This window comes from Paenibacillus sp. BAC0078, assembly GCF_054483875.1.
In genome coordinates, this window is the sequence record NZ_JBTLRW010000006.1 from 95,581 (window position 1) to 114,828 (window position 19,248).

General features: G+C 52.0%; 16 protein-coding genes. 8 read left to right on the top strand and 8 right to left on the bottom strand.

Annotated elements, in window-relative coordinates; genetic code table 11:
• Positions 1 to 225: 225 nt before the first annotated feature.
• Positions 226 to 1,179, bottom strand: a complete 954-nt coding sequence (locus ACX1DY_RS13500; RefSeq protein ID WP_458964715.1) for a hypothetical protein — start codon at positions 1,177 to 1,179, stop codon at positions 226 to 228.
• A gap of 212 nt (positions 1,180 to 1,391) precedes the next feature.
• Complete coding sequence (locus tag ACX1DY_RS13505; RefSeq protein ID WP_458964716.1) at positions 1,392 to 1,919, bottom strand: hypothetical protein; 528 nt, start codon at positions 1,917 to 1,919, stop codon at positions 1,392 to 1,394.
• 223 nt (positions 1,920 to 2,142) lie between these two features.
• On the opposite strand from ACX1DY_RS13505, the gene ACX1DY_RS13510 reads away from it, so the two are divergent.
• The 3 genes from ACX1DY_RS13510 to ACX1DY_RS13520 all read left to right on the top strand — a co-directional run bounded on the left by ACX1DY_RS13510 (position 2,143) and on the right by ACX1DY_RS13520 (position 5,967).
• The gene (locus tag ACX1DY_RS13510) at positions 2,143 to 4,314 is read left to right on the top strand and encodes a YhgE/Pip family protein (protein ID WP_458964717.1); all 2,172 of its coding nucleotides are present in this window, start codon (positions 2,143 to 2,145) and stop codon (positions 4,312 to 4,314) included.
• Between the two features lie 152 nt (positions 4,315 to 4,466).
• On the top strand, positions 4,467 to 5,870 hold the full coding sequence (locus ACX1DY_RS13515) for a helix-turn-helix domain-containing protein (RefSeq protein WP_458964718.1): 1,404 nt from the start codon (positions 4,467 to 4,469) through the stop codon (positions 5,868 to 5,870).
• A complete protein-coding gene (locus tag ACX1DY_RS13520; RefSeq protein WP_458964719.1) occupies positions 5,833 to 5,967 on the top strand; it encodes a hypothetical protein in 135 nt (44 codons plus the stop codon). Before ACX1DY_RS13515 ends, ACX1DY_RS13520 begins: the two co-directional genes overlap by 38 nt.
• Before the next feature lie 116 nt (positions 5,968 to 6,083).
• Here the strand turns inward: ACX1DY_RS13520 and ACX1DY_RS13525 are convergent, their stop codons facing one another.
• Positions 6,084 to 7,058: an aldo/keto reductase family protein gene (locus tag ACX1DY_RS13525; RefSeq protein ID WP_458964720.1), complete on the bottom strand. Its 975-nt coding sequence runs from the start codon at positions 7,056 to 7,058 to the stop codon at positions 6,084 to 6,086.
• A gap of 155 nt (positions 7,059 to 7,213) precedes the next feature.
• Between ACX1DY_RS13525 and ACX1DY_RS13530 the strand changes: the two genes are divergently transcribed.
• The gene (locus tag ACX1DY_RS13530) at positions 7,214 to 7,882 is read left to right on the top strand and encodes an SGNH/GDSL hydrolase family protein (RefSeq protein ID WP_458964721.1); all 669 of its coding nucleotides are present in this window, start codon (positions 7,214 to 7,216) and stop codon (positions 7,880 to 7,882) included.
• Between the two features lie 124 nt (positions 7,883 to 8,006).
• Here ACX1DY_RS13530 and ACX1DY_RS13535 read toward each other — a convergent pair whose 3' ends face one another.
• Together ACX1DY_RS13535 and ACX1DY_RS13540 are read right to left on the bottom strand one after the other, a co-directional pair.
• Complete coding sequence (locus ACX1DY_RS13535) at positions 8,007 to 9,212, bottom strand: ROK family protein (RefSeq protein ID WP_458964722.1); 1,206 nt, start codon at positions 9,210 to 9,212, stop codon at positions 8,007 to 8,009.
• Between the two features lie 145 nt (positions 9,213 to 9,357).
• A complete protein-coding gene (locus tag ACX1DY_RS13540) occupies positions 9,358 to 9,819 on the bottom strand; it encodes a MerR family transcriptional regulator (RefSeq protein WP_458964723.1) in 462 nt (153 codons plus the stop codon).
• Positions 9,820 to 9,991: 172 nt separating this feature from the next.
• On the opposite strand from ACX1DY_RS13540, the gene ACX1DY_RS13545 reads away from it, so the two are divergent.
• Positions 9,992 to 10,843: an aldo/keto reductase gene (locus ACX1DY_RS13545; RefSeq protein ID WP_458964724.1), complete on the top strand. Its 852-nt coding sequence runs from the start codon at positions 9,992 to 9,994 to the stop codon at positions 10,841 to 10,843.
• Between the two features lie 370 nt (positions 10,844 to 11,213).
• Here ACX1DY_RS13545 and ACX1DY_RS13550 read toward each other — a convergent pair whose 3' ends face one another.
• Both ACX1DY_RS13550 and ACX1DY_RS13555 read right to left on the bottom strand, forming a co-directional pair.
• Positions 11,214 to 12,026, bottom strand: a complete 813-nt coding sequence (locus tag ACX1DY_RS13550; protein WP_458964725.1) for an ABC transporter permease subunit — start codon at positions 12,024 to 12,026, stop codon at positions 11,214 to 11,216.
• Positions 12,023 to 12,910, bottom strand: a complete 888-nt coding sequence (locus tag ACX1DY_RS13555) for an ABC transporter ATP-binding protein (protein ID WP_458964726.1) — start codon at positions 12,908 to 12,910, stop codon at positions 12,023 to 12,025. Before ACX1DY_RS13555 ends, ACX1DY_RS13550 begins: the two co-directional genes overlap by 4 nt.
• A 155-nt stretch (positions 12,911 to 13,065) precedes the next feature.
• Here ACX1DY_RS13555 and ACX1DY_RS13560 point away from each other — a divergent pair, with 155 nt between their 5' ends.
• Positions 13,066 to 13,668, top strand: coding sequence for a TetR/AcrR family transcriptional regulator (locus ACX1DY_RS13560; protein WP_458964727.1), 603 nt, complete (start codon positions 13,066 to 13,068; stop codon positions 13,666 to 13,668).
• Between the two features lie 103 nt (positions 13,669 to 13,771).
• Here ACX1DY_RS13560 and ACX1DY_RS13565 read toward each other — a convergent pair whose 3' ends face one another.
• Positions 13,772 to 14,227: a CBS domain-containing protein gene (locus ACX1DY_RS13565; protein WP_458964728.1), complete on the bottom strand. Its 456-nt coding sequence runs from the start codon at positions 14,225 to 14,227 to the stop codon at positions 13,772 to 13,774.
• Positions 14,228 to 14,360: 133 nt separating this feature from the next.
• On the opposite strand from ACX1DY_RS13565, the gene ACX1DY_RS13570 reads away from it, so the two are divergent.
• Both ACX1DY_RS13570 and ACX1DY_RS13575 read left to right on the top strand, forming a co-directional pair.
• A complete protein-coding gene (locus ACX1DY_RS13570; protein WP_458964729.1) occupies positions 14,361 to 14,795 on the top strand; it encodes a MarR family winged helix-turn-helix transcriptional regulator in 435 nt (144 codons plus the stop codon).
• A gap of 292 nt (positions 14,796 to 15,087) precedes the next feature.
• Positions 15,088 to 18,972, top strand: coding sequence for an S-layer homology domain-containing protein (locus tag ACX1DY_RS13575; RefSeq protein ID WP_458964730.1), 3,885 nt, complete (start codon positions 15,088 to 15,090; stop codon positions 18,970 to 18,972).
• Positions 18,973 to 19,248 lie beyond the last annotated feature (276 nt).

A 19,248-nucleotide genomic window follows, 5' to 3' on the forward strand; every position in this document is an offset into this window, starting at 1 on the left:
GTTAGATGGAAAAAGTAGACTTAATTCTCTCCATTTCCATTCATTCAGTGATTTTTCAAGGAAATAAGTGGAGTTTTTCCCGATAACCATTCGAGGGGAGGCCACTCAGCGGGATGAAGTGGAGAAATTCCACCTCAGTTAGCGATTTATAATCATTCAGAAGAGTGTTCCGTCCAGCCTGCCAAGGATGGGGAACACTCTTATTTTTTAATTAGTATTAGCAAATTAGCTCCGTTCATTTGATTTCCGCCTAAAAATATAAACTGCATTATCCTCTGACGGAGGTAAAATGAGAGAAGACAATCGCTCGTTCAATTCCATAGTGAACATATCGGCGCTATAGTAGGAATCGAAATCTCCAGTATATGCAGAGTCTCTAGTTCCAATTACGATATATAAGTCAACAGAACTTGTCTTGAATACATGTTTTTCGTACGAATTTTTAGGTACTGGCCAAGAACATAGTACTACTTCAGGGCTGAATTTATGTAGAGCAGTTTTTGCATCCGCTTTCTCCACAAAGGAAGGGTAAGTTATGTAGTGCTCCCAGCTATAGTCATCTGTTGCCTTACAGTTCATATTTTTTTCATTCAAAAATCTAGTTAATGTGCCATCACCTGCCGCTATTTCAAGGCATTTTTTACTGCCTATCAAAATCGAGAGCTCCTTAATTAAAGCTTTCGAGTAGAAACAATATATGCCTTTTTTATTGACAAGTGGCATTAATATCTTCTTATTTATAACAATCCTCCAAAAAAACTTAAATAGGCCAAGTGAAACAGGCTTTCTTTCAAGTCCTTTCTCGAATAAAAGCTTTTGTAGTATAGTCCCGTCCCAAAGATTGAACTTTACATTCTTTGCAGGGGTTTTTGAAGCGATTGCGACATTTAGTTGCTCGAGTAGATAAATAGCAAATCGGGCTTTAATGATATTAGGCAGAAATGTATTTATCGTTTTTTCATTTAGCTCACTCTTATAAATTTTATTGCTGGCAATCTTTGCACTTGCCGTATATCTATCAATAACAGCATGAACCAAATTGGACTCTGTATTACGATTTAAAGCACTAATTTCATTTAATACCTCTTCTTTATACTCTGGATATTGTATTAATAATGTCTCCACATCAATTTCATTTGCTAAGATTTTTTTGGCTGTATGTTTTGTGAAATTTCTCATTATCTTCTCCTATAGATAAGGGCTGAACTCTTTTTCAGAATCTCCTAACGGAGAGGTGTCTTCTCAATGATAGAGCAAAAGCTTGAGGGAAATCAACTCTCTGCATTTGATGGTCCTCTCACATATGAGAGCAGCGGTTGTTTTGTTTTTGAGACAAAGACCGCACCCGCCCAAGATGGACGAATGCGGTCTTTTAACAAAATATAAATGAGTTACGGAATGTACTGCTGAACGATGGATGTTACCTGGCCGTCTTGAATCGTGATGTGGTAGGGCGATTGGCTCAGGTCGAAAATGTCAGTCTTGGCGAATTCCTGAATGAACTTCTGAAGGGTGATGCTTTCGTTCCAGTTAATGTCCAGATCCCCGATGTTTCCGGTGTGATCGTAAATTTGCATTGTCACCTTGGCATTGTCGGCAATTGGATAAGAGGTGAGGGTGTCGCTGTCGTTCACAATATAGTAGCCGTCAGGTGCTCCGCCAATCTCTGCCGCCCCTTCAGGATCGCGTTCAGCAAAGATACGGTCGGCGGCGGCTCCTTCGTACCATTCAATTTCGTCAGCTGTAAGGATGGTGTGACCGTCCTTGGACTGAAGTGCGTGTATATAAACCGTCAGGTTCTGGGTTTTATCGCCGCTTTTCGCATCTACACGTGTACCCGTAGTGCTTGCCGAAGTCACCAGGGAGAGGAACAGCAGGACCAGCACAGGAAACAGATAAACCAGCTTTTTCTTTAACATTATAATTTCCCCCTTAAGATTGAATATGACCCGGTATAAGCCTATATTCCTAATTACCCTTTTGAGTGCTTCTCAAATCGGGTTTGTACCTTTATTAACGATGATTTGGCGGATAAGGTTGCAAAAATTTTTGGAGTCGGAAGTGGAAAAGTTAGGCATGAAATAGAACCGCTCCGGGGCATATTAAACTATCCAGATTACGGCTTAGGGGTGAATGGGAAACATGGGGGCGATATGGCGGATTTATAAAAAGGATTGGGTCAACCTGTTCAAAGCTCCGGTAGCCATGCTGCTGGTTGCCGCGCTTGCGGTACTGCCCTCCGTCTACGATTGGGTGAATGTTGCGGCGGTGTGGGACCCGTACAGCAATACGTCCGGAATTAAAATCGCTGTCGCCAGCCTGGATCAGGGAGCCGCTGTGGACGGAAAAAGCTTCAACATCGGAAATGAGGTACTGGAGAGCCTGCGCGGCAACAAATCGCTGGGCTGGACGTTCACAGATGCCGAATCAGCGGTGGAAGGGGTGCGGCGCGGAGATTATTATGCCAGCATCATCATTCCCGCAGAGTTCTCACAGCGGATGGCGGGGGTCCTTGAAGGCAGGCTGGTGAAGCCGGAAATGGATTATACCGTAAACGAAAAAATCAATGCAATTGCGCCGAAAATCACCGCCAAAGGCGCTTCCGCCATTACAGCACAGATCAGCGAGCGGTTCACAGAAACCCTAAGCAGTACGGTGCTTACGGCCCTTAGTTCCATCGACCGTGAATTCCAGACCGAGCTGCCGGTTATCCGCAAGGTGGAGCAGGGTCTATTTAAGCTTGAGGCCAGTCTGCCGGAGCTTGAAAAGGCAGGGAAGCTGGTGCTGAAGCTGCAGCAGGACTGGCCGCAGATTGCTGGCTCCGCCGGACGGATTGCCGCGCTTACGGACAAGCTGCCGGAGGTAGAGCAGGCAGGCAAGGCAGCGGAGCTGCTGGACGAGCATTGGGGGCAGATCAGCAATGCTGCGGGCAGGCTCCAGGAGCTGCAGGGCAGACTGCCGGAGCTTACCCGCGCGGAGCTGCTGCTGTCCGGGCTGGATGCGGATTTCCGCAAGGTGGAGCAGGTGCTGGACCGGGCCTCGGACAGACTGGACGAGGCCGGGGCGGCTGTAGCCTCGGCTGCGGAGGCGCTGCCAGCGCTGCAGAGCACGCTGCAGCAGTTGACAGCCGTGGCGGGGACTGCCGCCACGGATTTGCAGCAGGCGCCAGAGCGGCTGGCGGCGCTGGATACGGTGCTGGATGAAGCGGGGACCGCCATCCATAACGGGCAGACCGAGCTTGCCAAGCTGCGGGACAATCTGCCCGCGGTTGCGGGCGAGGTACATGCGGCGGCAGCCGAAATGAGCGGCAGGCTGGCGGCGTTCAACGATTTCGCGACGAAAGTGCTGCCGCGCATTCAGAGCGCGCTGCCCGCTGCCGGAGAAGAAATTCACGCGGCGGCCGAATTCGCCCGGAAGGATCTGCCGGGGGCGGAGGAGAAGCTCCGCCGCGCGTCGCAGTTGATTACCTCCGGGCTTCCCCTCGCGGATAAGGGGGTGAACCGGGCGGCGGAACTGGTGAGGGACGATCTTCCCGCCCTGGAGAATGCCGTCCGCCGCGCCGCAAGTACGGTCCGCGAGATCAAGCAGGATGTCAATCTGGAGGAAATCGCCAAGCTGCTGGGCGGAGATATTAAGGGAATCAGCGATTTTCTCGCAAGCCCTGTGGTGATGAAGGAAAAGGCGTTATATCCGATCCCTAATTACGGCTCAGCCATGACCCCGTTTTACGTGGTGCTTTCCTTGTGGGTTGGCGGCACGCTGCTCATTTCCCTGCTGCGGACCGGAGTCGATACCGGAGGAGTAGCATACCGCCGCTACCAGCTTTATTTTGGCCGCCTGCTGACTTTTCTTACCGTAGGCATTCTCCAGGCCCTTGTAGCGGTGCTGGGCAATATCTATCTGCTGAAATGCTATGTCGCCGACAAGCTGTGGTTTGTGTTGTTTGCCGTCCTGATCAGCATCATATTTGTGACGATTGTGTTCACCCTGGTCTCTGTCTTTGGCAGCTTAGGTAAAGGCATAGCCATCGTGTTCATGGTGCTTCAGTTCTCCAGCTCCGGCGGGACCTTCCCGGTCAGCACCACCGGGCGCTTCTTCCAAATCCTGAACCCGTTTATGCCGTTCACCTATGCGATTAGCCTAATGAGGGAAGCGGTTGGCGGCATACTGCCGGCAGTTGCCATCCGTGACGCGGTTGCTTTGATTCTCTTCGGTATTGCCGCCCTGGTGTTGGCGCTTACCCTGCAGAAGCCGCTTGAGCGGTTCATCCGGCGTGCGGCAGAGCAGGCGGAGGAGTCGAAGCTGATCACTTAATCTCCGCATTTATACCCTGGAACGGCTGATTCCTTTTCTGTCAACCACTTTTGAACGCGCAAACGGATATTGACCTGCGTTATATTAGCGCCTAAGATATAGGAATATCTGGATGATAGTTCAAATATATGGTTTCCTAGGGCGGTGTTTGTGTGGAAGCAACAGCAACAACTACAATTCAAGATGAGCTGGATAAGTACTTGAAAAGAGAAGGTATCACAATTAACCAGTTTGCCGGGATGTCCGGGGTTAACTCGGGTACACTCAGCAGTATTATAAATGGAAATCGTCCTATTGCAATGAAGCAGCTTGACCGGATTACAGCGGGTATGGGCCTTGCCGAAGGGGATTTCTATGAGCTGTACATAGATGAATGTGTGATTCACTCCACCCCCGATTGGCGGCGGTTGGGACCATTCCTGCAGCGCTGCGCGGAGCTGGACAAGCTGGAATGCATCCGCCGGGTGGTCCAGAATATTATGGATAATATTTCGTATGCCCAGGTGCTGTTCGACACGGCAGAGGAATTCTTCAGCCAAGGCAAACGGCAAGCGGCGGCCCTGCTGTACGAAGGTGTGGCAGAGAGTGAGAAATACCAGCATTCGGAGCGGCTGGCGGTGTGCCAGTACCGCTTGTTTACGATTGCGCTGGGAAAGGATCAGGATGCCAACCTGCGGACGGCCATGTACTTTGAGTATTTTGTAGAGCGGCTGGATGAGGTGGACCAATTAAATGCGCTTAAGGATCTGGCGAATATCTATGCTTCACTTGGGCGCTGGAATAAAGTCGATGCAATAGCGGAAGAGCTGGGGCGCAAGGCAGCCATTCAATATCAGAACAAATATCATAAAATCAGCCGGCGAGCGGCACACAAAGAACCGGCAAGACCCCTGTGTTTCTACATCCTGTATTCACATTTGCTCCGCTCAGCCGTCTGTGATGAACGCGGTGATTACAAGCAGGCGCTGCATTATGTCTCGCTTTATGCAGACGCTGGCTGGGTGAAGGAGGATACAGAGGAAGCCCGGCAGATTAAGGACCAGTTCAAGGAATGGGCTGAAGCGAATACATATCTGTATCGCCTGATGTCCGGGGAAACAGAGGTGCTTGCGGATTATGTCGGGTTCATTGCCTCCAGGGAGAATGAGATTGTTCCGGGGCTAATCAAAATTATGCAGGCAGCCAACCGGTTTCATTTTTCGGTGGATGAAATTATCGAGCGTTTCCAGCCATTTCTGGGCTTTAAGGAGCAGCGGACCCGGATGGGAAAGCTGAATATCCAGGTGAGCACAGATAAATATAAGACACTGCTGTTCGAACTGGCGGTGTATCATTTAAATACGCAGAGATACAAGGATGGTATCGCTTACTTATTCCAAAGTCTGGAGTGCTCTGTTAAAATAAACAGTGATAGAAGCATTATTCAATGCGTAGGATTATTTGAGCAATACAGACATCTCAGCTCCGTCGAGGATCAAGAGCAATATAAACTTCTTATTGGCGAGGTGCGGACGATTAATGAAGAGAAAATTAGCGCTGCTGCTGGCAGCAGGTAGCCTTTTGCTGGCGCTGGAGGTTCCGCCTGTTGCGCTGGATTCAGCTTCCACGCAGTCGGTTATTGAGCCTCTGACACATGGGGTAGGGGCGGAATAATTCTTTCTGTGCCGCATGTGACAAGTGAGTTATTCAGCCGACTGCTTGCGGGAATAACGGGCAGCACAAATACACCCTCATCTTCACGGGAGAGGGTGTATTTGCGTGCAGCCGTATTATCTCGCCGGGGCAAAATCGGCCACCTGCCGGAGAATGCCCTCGATCCGCTCCAGCGTGTCCGGCTGGAGCACGTGCTCTACGGCCCGGGCGTTCTCTTCCACCTGCTCCGGCTTGCTGGCCCCGATCAGCGCCGAGCTTACGCCCGGCTGCCGCAGCACCCAGGCCAGCGCAAGCTGCGACAGCTTCAGGCCCAGCTCTGAGGCCACTTCGTCCAGCTCAGCCACGACGCTGAGCACGTCATCCCGCAGGTAGCTGCGGATGACGCCGTTAACCGAGTCGTCCGCACCGCGTGTGCCGGCTGGCGGCTGCTGGCCCGGCTTGTACTTGCCGGTCAGGATGCCTTGCGCAAGCGGCGAGAAGACGACTTGTCCAAGTCCTTCATGCTTGGACACCTCAAGCACCTCCTCCTCGATGTAACGCTCGAACATGTTATAGATCGGCTGGTTTCCAGCCAGCGGACGCAGATTCAGCCGGCGGCTGATCCCTGCGGCATGGGAAATTTGCGCCGCAGACCACTCGCTGACAGCGGAGTAGAGGATTTTGCCCTGGGAGGTCAGGTCATCCAGCGCGCGCAGCGTCTCTTCTACCGGAGTCTCCGCATCAAAGCGGTGGCAGAAATAGACGTCGATATAATCGGTGCCGAGACGCCGCAGGCTGGCTTCGCATTGCTCCATAATATGCTTGCGGGACAAGCCGCGGTCATTTACGCCCTCCCCCATAGGGAAATAGACCTTGGTGCTGAGAACATAATCTGACCGCTGATAGGAGCGGAGCGCGGCGCCAATCGCTTTTTCACCTTCACCACGGTTATAGGCGTTCGCTGTATCGAAGAAATTGATACCGCATTCAAAAGCTTTAGCTACACAGGCATCCGCCGCCTTCTGTTCCGCCGCCGTCCCATAAGTGAGCCAGCTTCCGAGGCCAATCTCGCTGACCTTCAGTCCGGTATTGCCCAGTCTTCTGTATTTCATATTTGTCATTTCCTCCCTGAAGAGTTTCTGTTATGATGAGAAACAGTCGTGTTAATAGTATCATATCGGCCTAACAATACGTAAGCGTATTCAGTAGATTCCTTCCAATCTGCCGGGTCTATTCAACTTATACAGTCAAAGGAGAGAAATTGTTAATGTCTATTCCAGCATCCAAGGGCGGCAAGGTTTTTCTGTTTCAAGGCGATTCCATCACGGACGGCAACCGCGGGCGCGATGAGGACCCCAATCATATTCTTGGGCACGGCTATGCTTATATCATCGGGGGCAAGCTGGGCAATGAGCTGGCTGAGCAACGGCCCGTATTCTATAACCGCGGGATCAGCGGAAACCGGATTTCCGATTTGTATGCCCGTTGGAACGAGGATGCCATCTATCTTCAGCCGGATGTGCTCAGCATCCTGATCGGAGTCAATGATATCTGGAAAATGACGAATGGTGAGCCAGGCGGCGTAACCGACCGTTATGAACGGGCCTACCGCCATGTGCTGCAAGAGACCCGCGAGGTGCTGCCACAGACGAAGCTGGTTCTGTGCGAGCCGTTTATTCTCAATACGGGAGCTCCGGCGGTAGCCTGGGAGGAATGGTCGAAGCATATTACCCATTATCAGCAGGTGGTTCGTGAGCTGGCCGAAGAGTTTGACGCAGTGCACGTGCCTCTGCAGTCCGTCTTCGATGCCGCAGCACTAAGAACGGATGCTGCATATTGGCTGTGGGACGGCGTTCATCCGACAACGGCCGGCCATGACTTGCTCGCACGGCAATGGCTGAGCGTAGTCGGGAAAAGCGGCATCCTGAACGTGTGAACCGCAGGAGCGGACTTGTCCGATCATTGCCTGCAAAATAGCCCCAGCTTCAGCACAAACAAGCCGCTCCAGTCTCCCGGAGTGGCTTGTTTTGCGCCCGGATATGTATATTTGTGCGCAGGCTTCAGCTTGTGAGCTGATTGAGGATCAGGGCCCCCGCGCCGGTGGCTACCGCGTTATCGCTTAAGGCTCCCTTGGTGAAGCGGACATTGTACTGCTCCCGGTAATAGGTTTTCTCAAGAGCGACGCGTATGGCTTCCTGATAGAAATAATCGGCTGCCGAGAATAAGGGACCGCCAAGAATAACCTCCTCCGGGTGGAGAATATTGATCAGATTGGCGAGGCCGATTCCGCAATAGACCGCTGCTTGCCCGAAAATCCCGGTGACCATAGGGTCCCCGGCCTGCAAGGCCTCGATCAGATGGGAAAAATCAATGCTCTCCGGGTTAGGTGCCAGCTCGCGGAGCAGGGTGATCTTGCCGAGCTTCCACTCCTCACGGGCTTGCATTTCCAGTGTGCGGATGGATACATAGGATTCCCATGCTCCATCATTGCCGCCTGGGTGGCGTGATGGAATGCCGGCATTCTCGATGATCATTTGCCCGGCTGCGCCTTCAGTATCAATCACGCTGTACAGAATCCGTCCTTCGTTCATAATAGCTGAGCGCAGCCCGATTCCGGCATGCAGGTAGAGCAGTTGATGCAGCCGCAGGTTGCCGCCTGCCCAATACTCGCCGAGCAGCGCGGTATTGGCTCCGTTATCCAGGCAGACCGGCACATCCAGAAGCTGCTCAAGCTGTTCCTTGATATGCACCTGCGACCAGCCGGGTGCGGCAAAGCCTGCCGGATGCAGGATGATTCCCTCCTTGCGATCCAGGGGGCCAACCGCCCCAATGCCAAGCCCGATGACCTGGCTGATGTTAATAGCGGCCTGCTCCAGCATACGCAGCACCTGAGAATGGACAGATTCCACCAGACGCTCCGGTGTGGTGTGCTCATCCATTGTCCATGTATACTCATCCAACAGGGATAAATGAAGATTCATAAGCGCAAGCTTGGAATGCGTACGGGAGATTTCCAGCCCGAACACATAGCCATAGACAGGATTGGTTTCATACAGGGTTGGTCTCCGGCCTCCGGTCGATTCACCGTAGCCGACCTCCGACAGCAGACCCTGGGCAAGAAGCTCATCGAGGATGCGGGTCAAGGTGCTGACGGTAAGTCCGCTCTCCTCCAGCAGCGTTTGTTTGGATACCGTGCCCTGTTTTCTAATAGACAAATACATATCTTTGGTTCTGGAGCTTGGAATAATTTCATGAATAGGCAGCACAGGAAGTCTCTCCTTATAACATACATATAACGATCAGGCATAGCCGATAATTCCGACTAAACCTGTTAATACAATGCCATAAAAGAGAGAGGCCCGCAACCTATATAAGATGAACTTTAAAAAAGGGTATTCAGATTTAGGCAAGTTATGGACTTAAGTTTCCTGGTGAAACAGAGGGCGAGTAAAATACGTCACGATGCATATGCTGAATTTTGTCCCAATTGCCGGGATTGGTCGTATCTGGAGAGCGGTGCTCCAGAATGGCCTGATATAGGGCGGTTTTTTGTTCCAAGTGGGCAACGTGCAGTTTGGCTTCTTCGAGCTTAACGAGTGCCGCTTCTTTATGCTCCATCATGAGTGTGCTGCGTTGCGGAATGGTCGAATCCCCTTCGAGACAGAGATCGACGTACATTTTAATGACATCAATCGGCATCCCGGATTGCTTGAGGCATTTGACGCCATGCAGCCAGTTGATCGATTCTTCGTCGAACATCCGAATGTTGTTTTGATTGCGCTGTACGCTTGGCACCAGGCCTTTATCTGTGTAAAAGCGCACGGCGTGCTCGGTGAGTCCCGTTATCTGGGCGGCTTCTTTGACCGTATGCATGTAATCCTCCTTGGAAAATAAAGTGTTGAATATGACTTGACTTCGTGTAACACGAAGGCGATAGGCTTATTATAATGCAAATCGGCCGTAAGCGAAATCCTCGCTGTGGTGCCCGATTCCCGGGATTCGCGGCCGTTTGCCGTTTTAGATTTGAACAATGGGAGGAATTACAATGCAAACTGTAACATTGAACAACGGTGTGAAAATGCCGATCATCGGCTTCGGTGTCTACCAAATTCCCGATGCTGAAGAATGTGAGAACGCGGTATATGAAGCGCTGATGGCCGGTTACCGCCTGATCGACACCGCCGCTGGTTACCTGAACGAGGAAGCGGTCGGACGCGCGATCAAGCGCAGCGCCGTTCCACGAGAGGAACTGTTCATCACGACCAAGCTCTGGGTTCAGGATGCCGGCTACGAGAGTGCCAAGCTGGCCTTTGCCAAATCCTTGAAGAAGCTACAGCTCAACTATCTCGATCTATACCTTATTCACCAGCCGTTCGGCGATTACTACGGCGCTTGGCGTGCGATGGAAGACCTGTACCGCGAAGGCAAGATCAAGGCGATCGGTGTCAGCAACTTCCTGCCCGACCGTCTGATGGATCTCATCGTGCATAACGAAATCGTGCCCGCCGTCAACCAGGTCGAAACGCATCCGTTCTACCAGCAGATCGAGAGCGCCGCTTTTATGAAAGAGCAGGGAGTGCAGCACCAGTCGTGGGCGCCGTTCGCTGAAGGACTGGGCAACATGTTCGGCAACGAAGTGTTGACTTCGATCGCGGAAAAACACAACAAGTCCGTCGCCCAGGTCGTATTGCGCTGGCTTGTTCAGCGTGAAGTCGTTGCTATTCCAAAATCGGTGCGCAAAGAGCGGATCGTCGAAAACTTCGACATCTTCGACTTTGAGTTGAGCGCGGACGATATCGAGCAAATTTCCGCCCTAGATACGCGGGAAAGTCTTTTCTTATCGTACCACGATCCGAAATTCGCCAAGATGCTGGGCACCTTAAGAGTCGATCTGTAACCTTTGATCGAACAGTAAGTTCACCACGCGTTTATCCTCAAATCTATTAAGAAAGGACAGGGCGGCGTGCCTGTCCTTTTCTTTGTGTCTATTCGTAAGCAATACAATTTGTTAGTGCTTCACCAGAAACTGCTAACGATGTGCTACTAAACTAAAGGGGGAGTGCGGAGGGGAAGTTTGGATACTTAAGGAGCGGTAGCGTCCGCCTGAGAGCTTTCCATAGGAAAGTTCGCATCGGAAGCATAGGCTATGTTTGGATTTCTACCGCAATCAGCGGTTCCAATCAGAGAAATTCAAACATAACAGCAACCGGAAGTCCAAACATTCCCCGCAGTTACGACCAGCCCCCAAATGGGTTTATAACCGAACCCTAGAGCGGCAAGTCACGCCGCCGAAACATCTGAATGCCGGCAGCAAAGGCCACAAGACCGATCAGCAGCAGCCAGAGGGAGATTTGCAGCACCTCTGCCGTTCCCTGAACGATATGGCCAGGGCGGTAGAAGCTGAACAGGGTGAAGTACTGCAGGACATCCAGCTTTTCACTGATTTTGCCGAGAAGATCAATGGTGAAGAAGCCGAAGGTAACCGCACCGGAGATGCCGAGCGCTCTCTTCTCGTCATTGCATATGCAGGAGACCAGGAAACAAATTGCGCCGATGGCGAAGAAGAGCAGAAAGGCGACGGTGTTAAGCTCGGTGAACCGGCCCATGTCAAATTCATATTTGGTGCCCAGAAACCAGTATTTTCCGGCGAATCCGGATAGCAGAGTTACCGCCATAATTATAAATAAGGATGTCACGAGCACCATAGCCTGCGTGAACGCTACCTTTCGCCGCGTGGTCGGGGTAGCCAGCAGATAGGCCATAGAGCCGCGGTCCACCAGTCTCGCTATGAGCTGTGTGGACATCTGTACGCAGACGATGGATAGAATCAACACTAGAATGATGCCGTAATATTCCCCGGAGATAAAAGCCTCCGCACTCGCAAAGCCGCTGCTCAGCCCGAACGCCCTGCCGACTCCTTCCGGCATTGCCTTGACAAGCTCATCTATTGCCTTTGTGCTGCCTCCCAGACCGGGATAGAGCCAGATCATGAACAGCATGTAAAAGGCGGAGCCGCAAGCGTAATTCATAATACTCTTCATATTAACGCGCATCATTTCCTTATAGAGTGGGAAATTCATTGTACCTTCGCCTCACGATCGTAATAGTTCATGAAGATGTCTTCCAGATTCTGTGTAGAGATATCAATGCTGCGGACAGCATAGCGGCCAAGCTCCTGCGTGAATGCATTATAATTGCCCTGCACTGCGATCTGCACCCGGTTCCCTTCATGGAAGGCTACCTCCAGACCGGAAGCGGCGAACTGTGCGGCAGCTTCAGGAGTCTCAAAAACAACCTCAAACAGCTTCCGCTGCATCGACTGCAGCTCATGGATATTTTTCACAGTGACGATGCGTCCATCCTTGATAATAGCAGCCCGGTCGCAGGTGCGCTCGATTTCCTGAAAGCTGTGCGAGGACATCAGGAAGGTCGTTCCGGCGGCTTTTTCCTCCAGCACCAGCTCGATAAATACCCGCTGCATCAGCGGGTCAAGGCCGGAGGTCGGCTCATCCAGAATAATTACCTCGGGACTGTGCATGAAGGCAGCGACAATTCCGACCTTTTGCTTCATGCCCTTCGACATTTTGCGGATTGGCGTTGCGGCATCGAATTGGAGGCGCTGGATCAGCCGCTCCCGTTTGCTGTTATCCTTCACTCCCTGCATCGAGGCCATGAAATCCAAAAAGCCCTTGCCAGTCATACCGTCAATAAAGTTAATCTCGCCAGGCAAATATCCGGTAAGCTTCTGCACCGTTCCCTGACCCTTCCAGACGTCCAGACCGCCAATCGTGACTGAACCGCGATCCGGCTGCATGAATCCCATAATATGCCGGATGGTCGTTGATTTTCCCGCGCCATTTGGCCCCAGGAACCCGAACACCTCGCCTTTATCTACATTGAACGATACATTGTCTATGCCTCTCCCATTAGAAAAACGTTTGGTTAACCCTTCAACCTTAAGCATGCTGCCACCCCCGCCGAAAATAATGAAATATTATTGAGTGATTATTTCATATGTTATAATATTCCCGTGACCACACGAAGTCAATACAGTTATGAAATAACTTGCGTTGAATATTTCAAAATAATACATTATATTATCAGGTTAGGGTGAAAGTCATGAACGGCTTTGAGAAAAGAACGGCACGCATCAAAGATAAAATCATGAAGACCACGATAGAACTGCTGAAGACGTGGGAAGTCAAGCGGCTGCGGATTGCGGATATCGCCAAGGCGGCGGGCGTGTCCCAGGTGACGATTTACAATTATTTTGGCAGCAAGGAGGCGCTGATCAGCGAGTCCTTCAAGGATTTTATTGAGGATTCCATTCGTGAGTTCGAGGAAGAGATGAAGCAGAAGAAATCGCTCAAGGAGCGGATTGCCTACTTTATTTTCAAGGATAAGGAAACCTACTCCAGTCTGTCACCGGCGCTAGTCAAAGAGATCATGATCGACGATCAGGCCATGTATCAGTATATTCAGCAGCAGTATGATGACCGGCTCGCGCCGCTGATGGTCCAGATGGTGGAGGAAGGCAAAAAGAGAGGGGAAATTTCGCCGAAGGTTTCGATGGAAGCGGTGCTGCTGATGATCCAGATGTATATCAAGAGCTCGGGAGAAATACTGGACAGTGTAGCGAAGCATGAGGACAAGGATGGTTTTCTGGAGGAGCTGTTCCATATTTTTTTCTATGGGTTGTGTGGCCGGGAGCCTGCGGAATGAGGAGGAATGAAGCGTGGCCCCGGCTGGAGCGTACAAGCTCTAAGACTTGGGTCAGCCGTTCAGGAAGCCGGGTGCCTATTGGTCAATCGAGGAGTATGGAGTATTAGAGCAGCGTTTTGAAGGTATGACGGATCACATCTCCGCGGCTGATAATGCCTACAAGCACACGGTTTCGTTCCACCGGGACTTTTTTGATCTGCTTTTTGCCGAGAATGGTGGCGATCTTCTCAATATCCTCGTCCCAGGAGACGGTGATGACCTTCTTCTTGGCGATAGCCATCACATTCAAATTCAGCAGCCTGCGGGTCCGTTCCTCAAACTCGTCATTATCCCCAATGAACACATTGATCTGAAAAAAAGAATCGACGATAATATCCTCGTGTCTGCCGATATAACGCATGATGTCACCATCGCTCAAATACGCGACAATTTCATTTCTATCATTGACTACCGGCATGCCGCTGATCCTGTACTGAATGCATTTTTCGATAAAGGTTTGCACCGTATCGTCTTCCTTTACTTTGCAGACCTGTCTGATCATAAACTCGTGAGCCTTCATAAGATGTCCCTCCGCAATTTTTCATTCCGGTAAATAACTTGTATAATGAAAGTATATACTTGTATTATACAAGTGGAAATGGTATTGTCAATGATCATACTATGCATTTTTGTGAAGAAAGGACAACACTGCTATGGAGAATTCAGTAGATGTCATAGAACTGGAGCTGGCCATTCTGGTCCGCCGTCTGATTTCAATGACCACCTATAAAAAAATCGCCAATCTGGACCGCTCCGCCTATCTGCTGATGCATCAAATCGCTTCCCACGGCTCGGCCGGGGTGAAGGCTTTGTCAGATGAATTCCATCTGGATATTTCAACGGTCAGCAGACAGGCGGCAGCACTGGAACAGAAAGGCTATGTAAGGCGCATTCCTGACCCCGTTGATGGACGCGCCTATAATCTGCAATTGACGGATGTGGGCGAGGAAGTGCTGCAGGAGAACAGACAGGCGCGGCAGGACCTCATTGACAAAATGCTCAGCAGGTGGAGCGACGGGGAACGTGTGATTTTTGGCGAGCTTTTGCGGAAATTCAATGCGGCGATTCTCGAAGAAGCTCCAGAGTAAGATAAGCCCGCTCCAGAGATCATAAAAATCAAAGCATACTACAACTAAATGCTGATTAAATTTTATTTGCGGACACTTGGAACCCTGAGCAGGTTGGATAACCCCTCGGGGTTTTTGCTGTTGTGAAAAAATATCCGGCTAAGGGAAAGTGGCTGTTCTATCGGGATTTATCCCCTGCAAACCGGGAGAGCTGTACGCCGGACACCGCAATTGTACCTATTCAAAAAGGGCGGCAACCCCCTATGATCATCTCGTGTGGAAAGCGCTATCATTCGGAGGGGAGCTGGGATATTTGAAGTCTTTGGCTAAAAAGATCGGGGTCAGTCTGCTGCTGTTTATGATGGTGGCGGTGCAAGCCGGAGTGACGGGAACAACAAGGAATGTGGCGGAGGCCGCGGACAAATCGCTGGCACAGAAGCCATATATGGGCTGGAGCAGCTACAGCATGCAGGTGTATGAGCCATCCGGCAACTGGATATCGGCGGAGAACATCAAGAAGCAGTCCGATGCCATGCATGAAAAGCTGCAAGCGCACGGGTATGAGTATATTAATATTGATGCGGGCTGGAACGGCAGCATGGATGAATACGGCCGGCCTCTGCCGAATACCGAGCGTTATCCGGACGGCTTGCAGGAGGTTATTGACTATGTGCATAACAACGGGCAGAAGATCGGAATTTATCTGATTCCGGGCCTGCCGATTGAAGCGTATAACAAGGACCTTAAGATCTATGGAACAAACGGGGAATGCTCTATACGCGATATTGCGGTGCAGCCGCTGAAAATCATGGATTACTGGAACTCCTACACCTATAAAATCGACTTCAGCAATCCCTGTGCCCAGAAGTACATCGACTCGATTGCCGATCTGCTTGGGGAATGGGGCATCGACTTCGTAAAGTTTGACAGCGTGACCCCGGGGTCGGGCATCAACAATCTCAGCCGTGATGCACGCGGAGACGTCGAAGCCTGGTCCAAGGCTCTGGACAGACATGATATCTGGTTCGAGCTTTCATGGGCTCTGGACCATAACTATGCGGATTTTTGGAAAAAGTATGCCAACGGCTGGCGGATTCAGTGGGATGTGGAGTCCTATGACAGCAATGTCGGACTGACCCAGTGGGCCAATATTGCCAGGCTGTTCCCCGACGCGGCGATCTGGTGGAGAGATGCCGGACCCGGAGGCTGGAATGATTTCGATTCCCTGAATGTCGGGAACGGCGCCATGGACGGATTGACGAAGGATGAACGGCAGACGGCGATGACCTTCTGGGCGGTCTCGGCGGCACAGCTCTACATCGGAAATGATATGACGCGGCTGGATGATTATGGACTGGAGCTGCTGACCAATGATGAGGTAATCGCCGTGAACCAGGCCGGGCATCCCGCCCATCCGGTGTCGATGGATACCCAGCAGCAGGTCTGGTATGCCAATAACGGGGATGGGACCTACAATGTCGCCTTGTTCAACCTCGGCAGCCGCAGCGCCGCCGCTGAGGTCAAATGGAGCGACATCGGTCTTGAGGGGCCGGCCTCCGTCCGCGATCTCTGGAGCCACAGTGAGCTGGGCACCTTCGATACGGGCTTCAGCGGCGGAGTGCTGGAGCCTCATGCCTCCCGAATGCTCAAGGTGACGGCCAAGAGCGGAACCTCCATCGTCAACGATGACGATACAAATTTCCGCTATACCGGGTCCTGGCAGCGCAACGGAGGCAAGGAGCAGACTCCTGGATCACAGGACATTGCAGTGAAGATCACGGATACGCTGGCGGCTCCAGGCGAAGGGCAGCCAGGCGGGGGCTCTCCCGGTGATCCATCGGGCGGAACCCCGGTTACCGCTTCAGTCTATATCAACGACAGCGACAGCGGCATCGTATACAATGGCTCATGGTCCTCGCAATCCGGCAGATCAGCCGGGGATTACAGGGCGGATGTGCATTATACCGAGACGGACGGCGATTCCTTCGAGTACAGCTTCAAGGGAACGGGCATTGACCTGCTGACCGAAAAGGATTCCTCGCAAGGGGATATACTGGTCTATCTGGACGATGCTGTGAGCCCGGAAACGGTGAGCACGTACACGGCTGGAGCCAAGGAAGCTCAGCAGGTGGTTTACAGTGCCGCAGGACTTGCTGATGGAGAGCATAAGCTGAAGGTCGTCAAAGCTTCAGGACAGTACATGCTGCTGGATGCACTGAAGATCAGGGTCAATCAACTGATTACCCCTGTTACAGGAACCTTTGATAAGGCCCCTGACAAGCAGGCCGATGTAGCCGTCACGCTGCCGGCGGGCAGTGATTCCCTTCTGGAAATCAAGAACGGCGGGACCGTTCTGGCGGAAGGAAGCGATTATTCCGTGGGCGGAGGCATTGTGAAGATCAAGAAGGAATATCTCTTCAATCTGCCTTCAGGTGTGGCTGAGCTTGAGTTTATCTTCGACGGAGGCGCAAGCGAAGTACTGAAGCTTACCATTACAGGCTCCGCTTCGGTCCGCTACTCCTTGATCAATAATGACGATCCGGGCATCGTGTACAATGGCTCCTGGTCACGCAGCACCGGCAGAGGAATGGGCGACTACAAGGATGATGTGCAGTACACCGAGAAGAATGGCGATTCCCTCGAATACACCTTCAGAGGCACAGGCATCCAGCTGTATACCGAAACGGATACCTCACAAGGCGACATGGATATTTATGTGGATGGTGTGTTCCAGCAGACAGTCAGTGCCTATCATGACGGACGCCAGGCCCAGCAGAATCTGTTCAGCATTACAGGTCTGACCGAAGGCTTTCATACCCTGAAGGCTGTTAAGAAATCGGGGGCCTTCATGCTGCTGGATATGCTTAAGGTGGAAATTCCTGATCTGGTGAGTCCGGTGGAAGCCACCTTCAACAAAGCTGCCCCGGCAGATATCGAAGTGAAGCTGCTGCGTCAGCCGGAGCTGTTCGGCGGCATCAGCCAGGGCAGCTATAAACTGGTGGCGGGCAAGGATTACACACTTGCTGGAGATGCTGTAACGCTTAAGGCTGAGTATCTCGCTGCCCAGCCAGCCGGCAGTCTTCAACTGAAATTCGCCTTTGCTGGAGATTATCAGAACGATGTTCATTATACAGAGGCGAACGGTGATTATTTCGAGTATACGTTCAGCGGCACAGGGATCACTATGACTGGACCGAAAGGTCCTGATATGGGCGACATCGAAATCTATCTGGACGGTGAGCTTATTCAGACGGCAAGCGCATATAACGGCAACCGGCAGATTCTGCAGAAGCTCTTCAGCCTTGCAGATCTGAAAGACGGCAACCACGTGCTGAAGGCTGTGAAGAAATCAGGCGCGCTGATGTTCGCGGACCAGCTGAAATTCACCGTCAGCCCACGGGGCGGTTCGGTCGAACCGACAGCTCCGGGCGGGCAGCCGACGCCAACAACGACACCAACAGCAACACCGACGCCTGCCGCTACGGCAGCTCCGGGCCCAGCTAACCCGGGACCGGCGGCGACAGCGGCCCCATCCGCAGCTCCATCCGCGTCTCCAACTGCCAGTGCTTCATCGGTAGCAGGCCAAGATGCGGTGAAACAGCATGCAGCGTATATAAGCGGTTATCCGGACGGCTCCTTCAAGCCGGACCAGAAGATTACACGCGCCGAGATGGCGGCGCTGCTCTTCAAGGCCGCTGCCCGGGAGAAGCAGGGAGCAGCACCGGCATTCAGCGATGTCCGCTCCGGTTACTGGGCAGCGGAAGCCATATCCGGCGCAGCGGAAATGGGACTGATGACCGGCTACCCGGACGGTACATTTAAGCCGAACCAGCAGATTACGCGTGCGGAAATGGCCAGTCTTGCTGCGCTGCTGAGCAAGAATAATGCTGCTTCTGGCAGCGGATTTGCAGATGTTGCCGCCGGTCACTGGGCAGTGTCCGCGATCCTGCAGGCACAAGGGGCAGGCATTCTGAATGGCTATGCGGATGGAACCTTCCGTCCAGGCAAAACGCTGACCCGCGCCGAGGCGGTAACGGCCATGAACAGGGCGCTCGGAAGAGGACCGCTCTTCGGTGTAGAAGCCTCTCCGTGGAGCGATGTGCCGGCCACACACTGGGCTTTCAAGGATATCCTTGAAGCTTCCACCGCTCATGCTTACAAGGATAAGGCCGGAGGCGGCGAAGAGCTGAGCGATTAGGCAGGCGATTTTCCCGCAGCGTTGATCTTATCAGAGACAGGCGCAGATGAACTCAGAGGAGCCGGCAACGGCTCCTTTTTTAGAAATATATCCGGAAAGCGGGACCGCATCATTTCCCAGGCAATGAATACAGTCGAATAATGTCATGAATCCTTTCTGTTGATGCGGATACAGAAGACCCTTTGAAGCGCAGCATGATGTCCGATAGCGTGTGAAGCGGATTCTGTGTCCGCCTGGACAGAAAAACTAGTGGTTTTTTACGAAATAACGCTCATC

Bases quoted from the DNA above. Each gene is read 5' to 3' on its own strand.
- ACX1DY_RS13500 (WP_458964715.1), bottom strand. From the start codon at position 1,179: ATGAGAAATTTCACAAAACATACAGCCAAAAAAATCTTAGCAAATGAA.
- ACX1DY_RS13505 (WP_458964716.1), bottom strand. From the start codon at position 1,919: ATGTTAAAGAAAAAGCTGGTTTATCTGTTTCCTGTGCTGGTCCTGCTG.
- ACX1DY_RS13510 (WP_458964717.1), top strand. From the start codon at position 2,143: ATGGGGGCGATATGGCGGATTTATAAAAAGGATTGGGTCAACCTGTTC.
- ACX1DY_RS13520 (WP_458964719.1), top strand. From the start codon at position 5,833: ATGAAGAGAAAATTAGCGCTGCTGCTGGCAGCAGGTAGCCTTTTGCTG.
- ACX1DY_RS13525 (WP_458964720.1), bottom strand. From the start codon at position 7,058: ATGAAATACAGAAGACTGGGCAATACCGGACTGAAGGTCAGCGAGATT.
- ACX1DY_RS13530 (WP_458964721.1), top strand. From the start codon at position 7,214: ATGTCTATTCCAGCATCCAAGGGCGGCAAGGTTTTTCTGTTTCAAGGC.
- ACX1DY_RS13540 (WP_458964723.1), bottom strand. From the start codon at position 9,819: ATGCATACGGTCAAAGAAGCCGCCCAGATAACGGGACTCACCGAGCAC.
- ACX1DY_RS13545 (WP_458964724.1), top strand. From the start codon at position 9,992: ATGCAAACTGTAACATTGAACAACGGTGTGAAAATGCCGATCATCGGC.
- ACX1DY_RS13550 (WP_458964725.1), bottom strand. From the start codon at position 12,026: ATGAATTTCCCACTCTATAAGGAAATGATGCGCGTTAATATGAAGAGT.
- ACX1DY_RS13555 (WP_458964726.1), bottom strand. From the start codon at position 12,910: ATGCTTAAGGTTGAAGGGTTAACCAAACGTTTTTCTAATGGGAGAGGC.
- ACX1DY_RS13560 (WP_458964727.1), top strand. From the start codon at position 13,066: ATGAACGGCTTTGAGAAAAGAACGGCACGCATCAAAGATAAAATCATG.
- ACX1DY_RS13565 (WP_458964728.1), bottom strand. From the start codon at position 14,227: ATGAAGGCTCACGAGTTTATGATCAGACAGGTCTGCAAAGTAAAGGAA.
- ACX1DY_RS13570 (WP_458964729.1), top strand. From the start codon at position 14,361: ATGGAGAATTCAGTAGATGTCATAGAACTGGAGCTGGCCATTCTGGTC.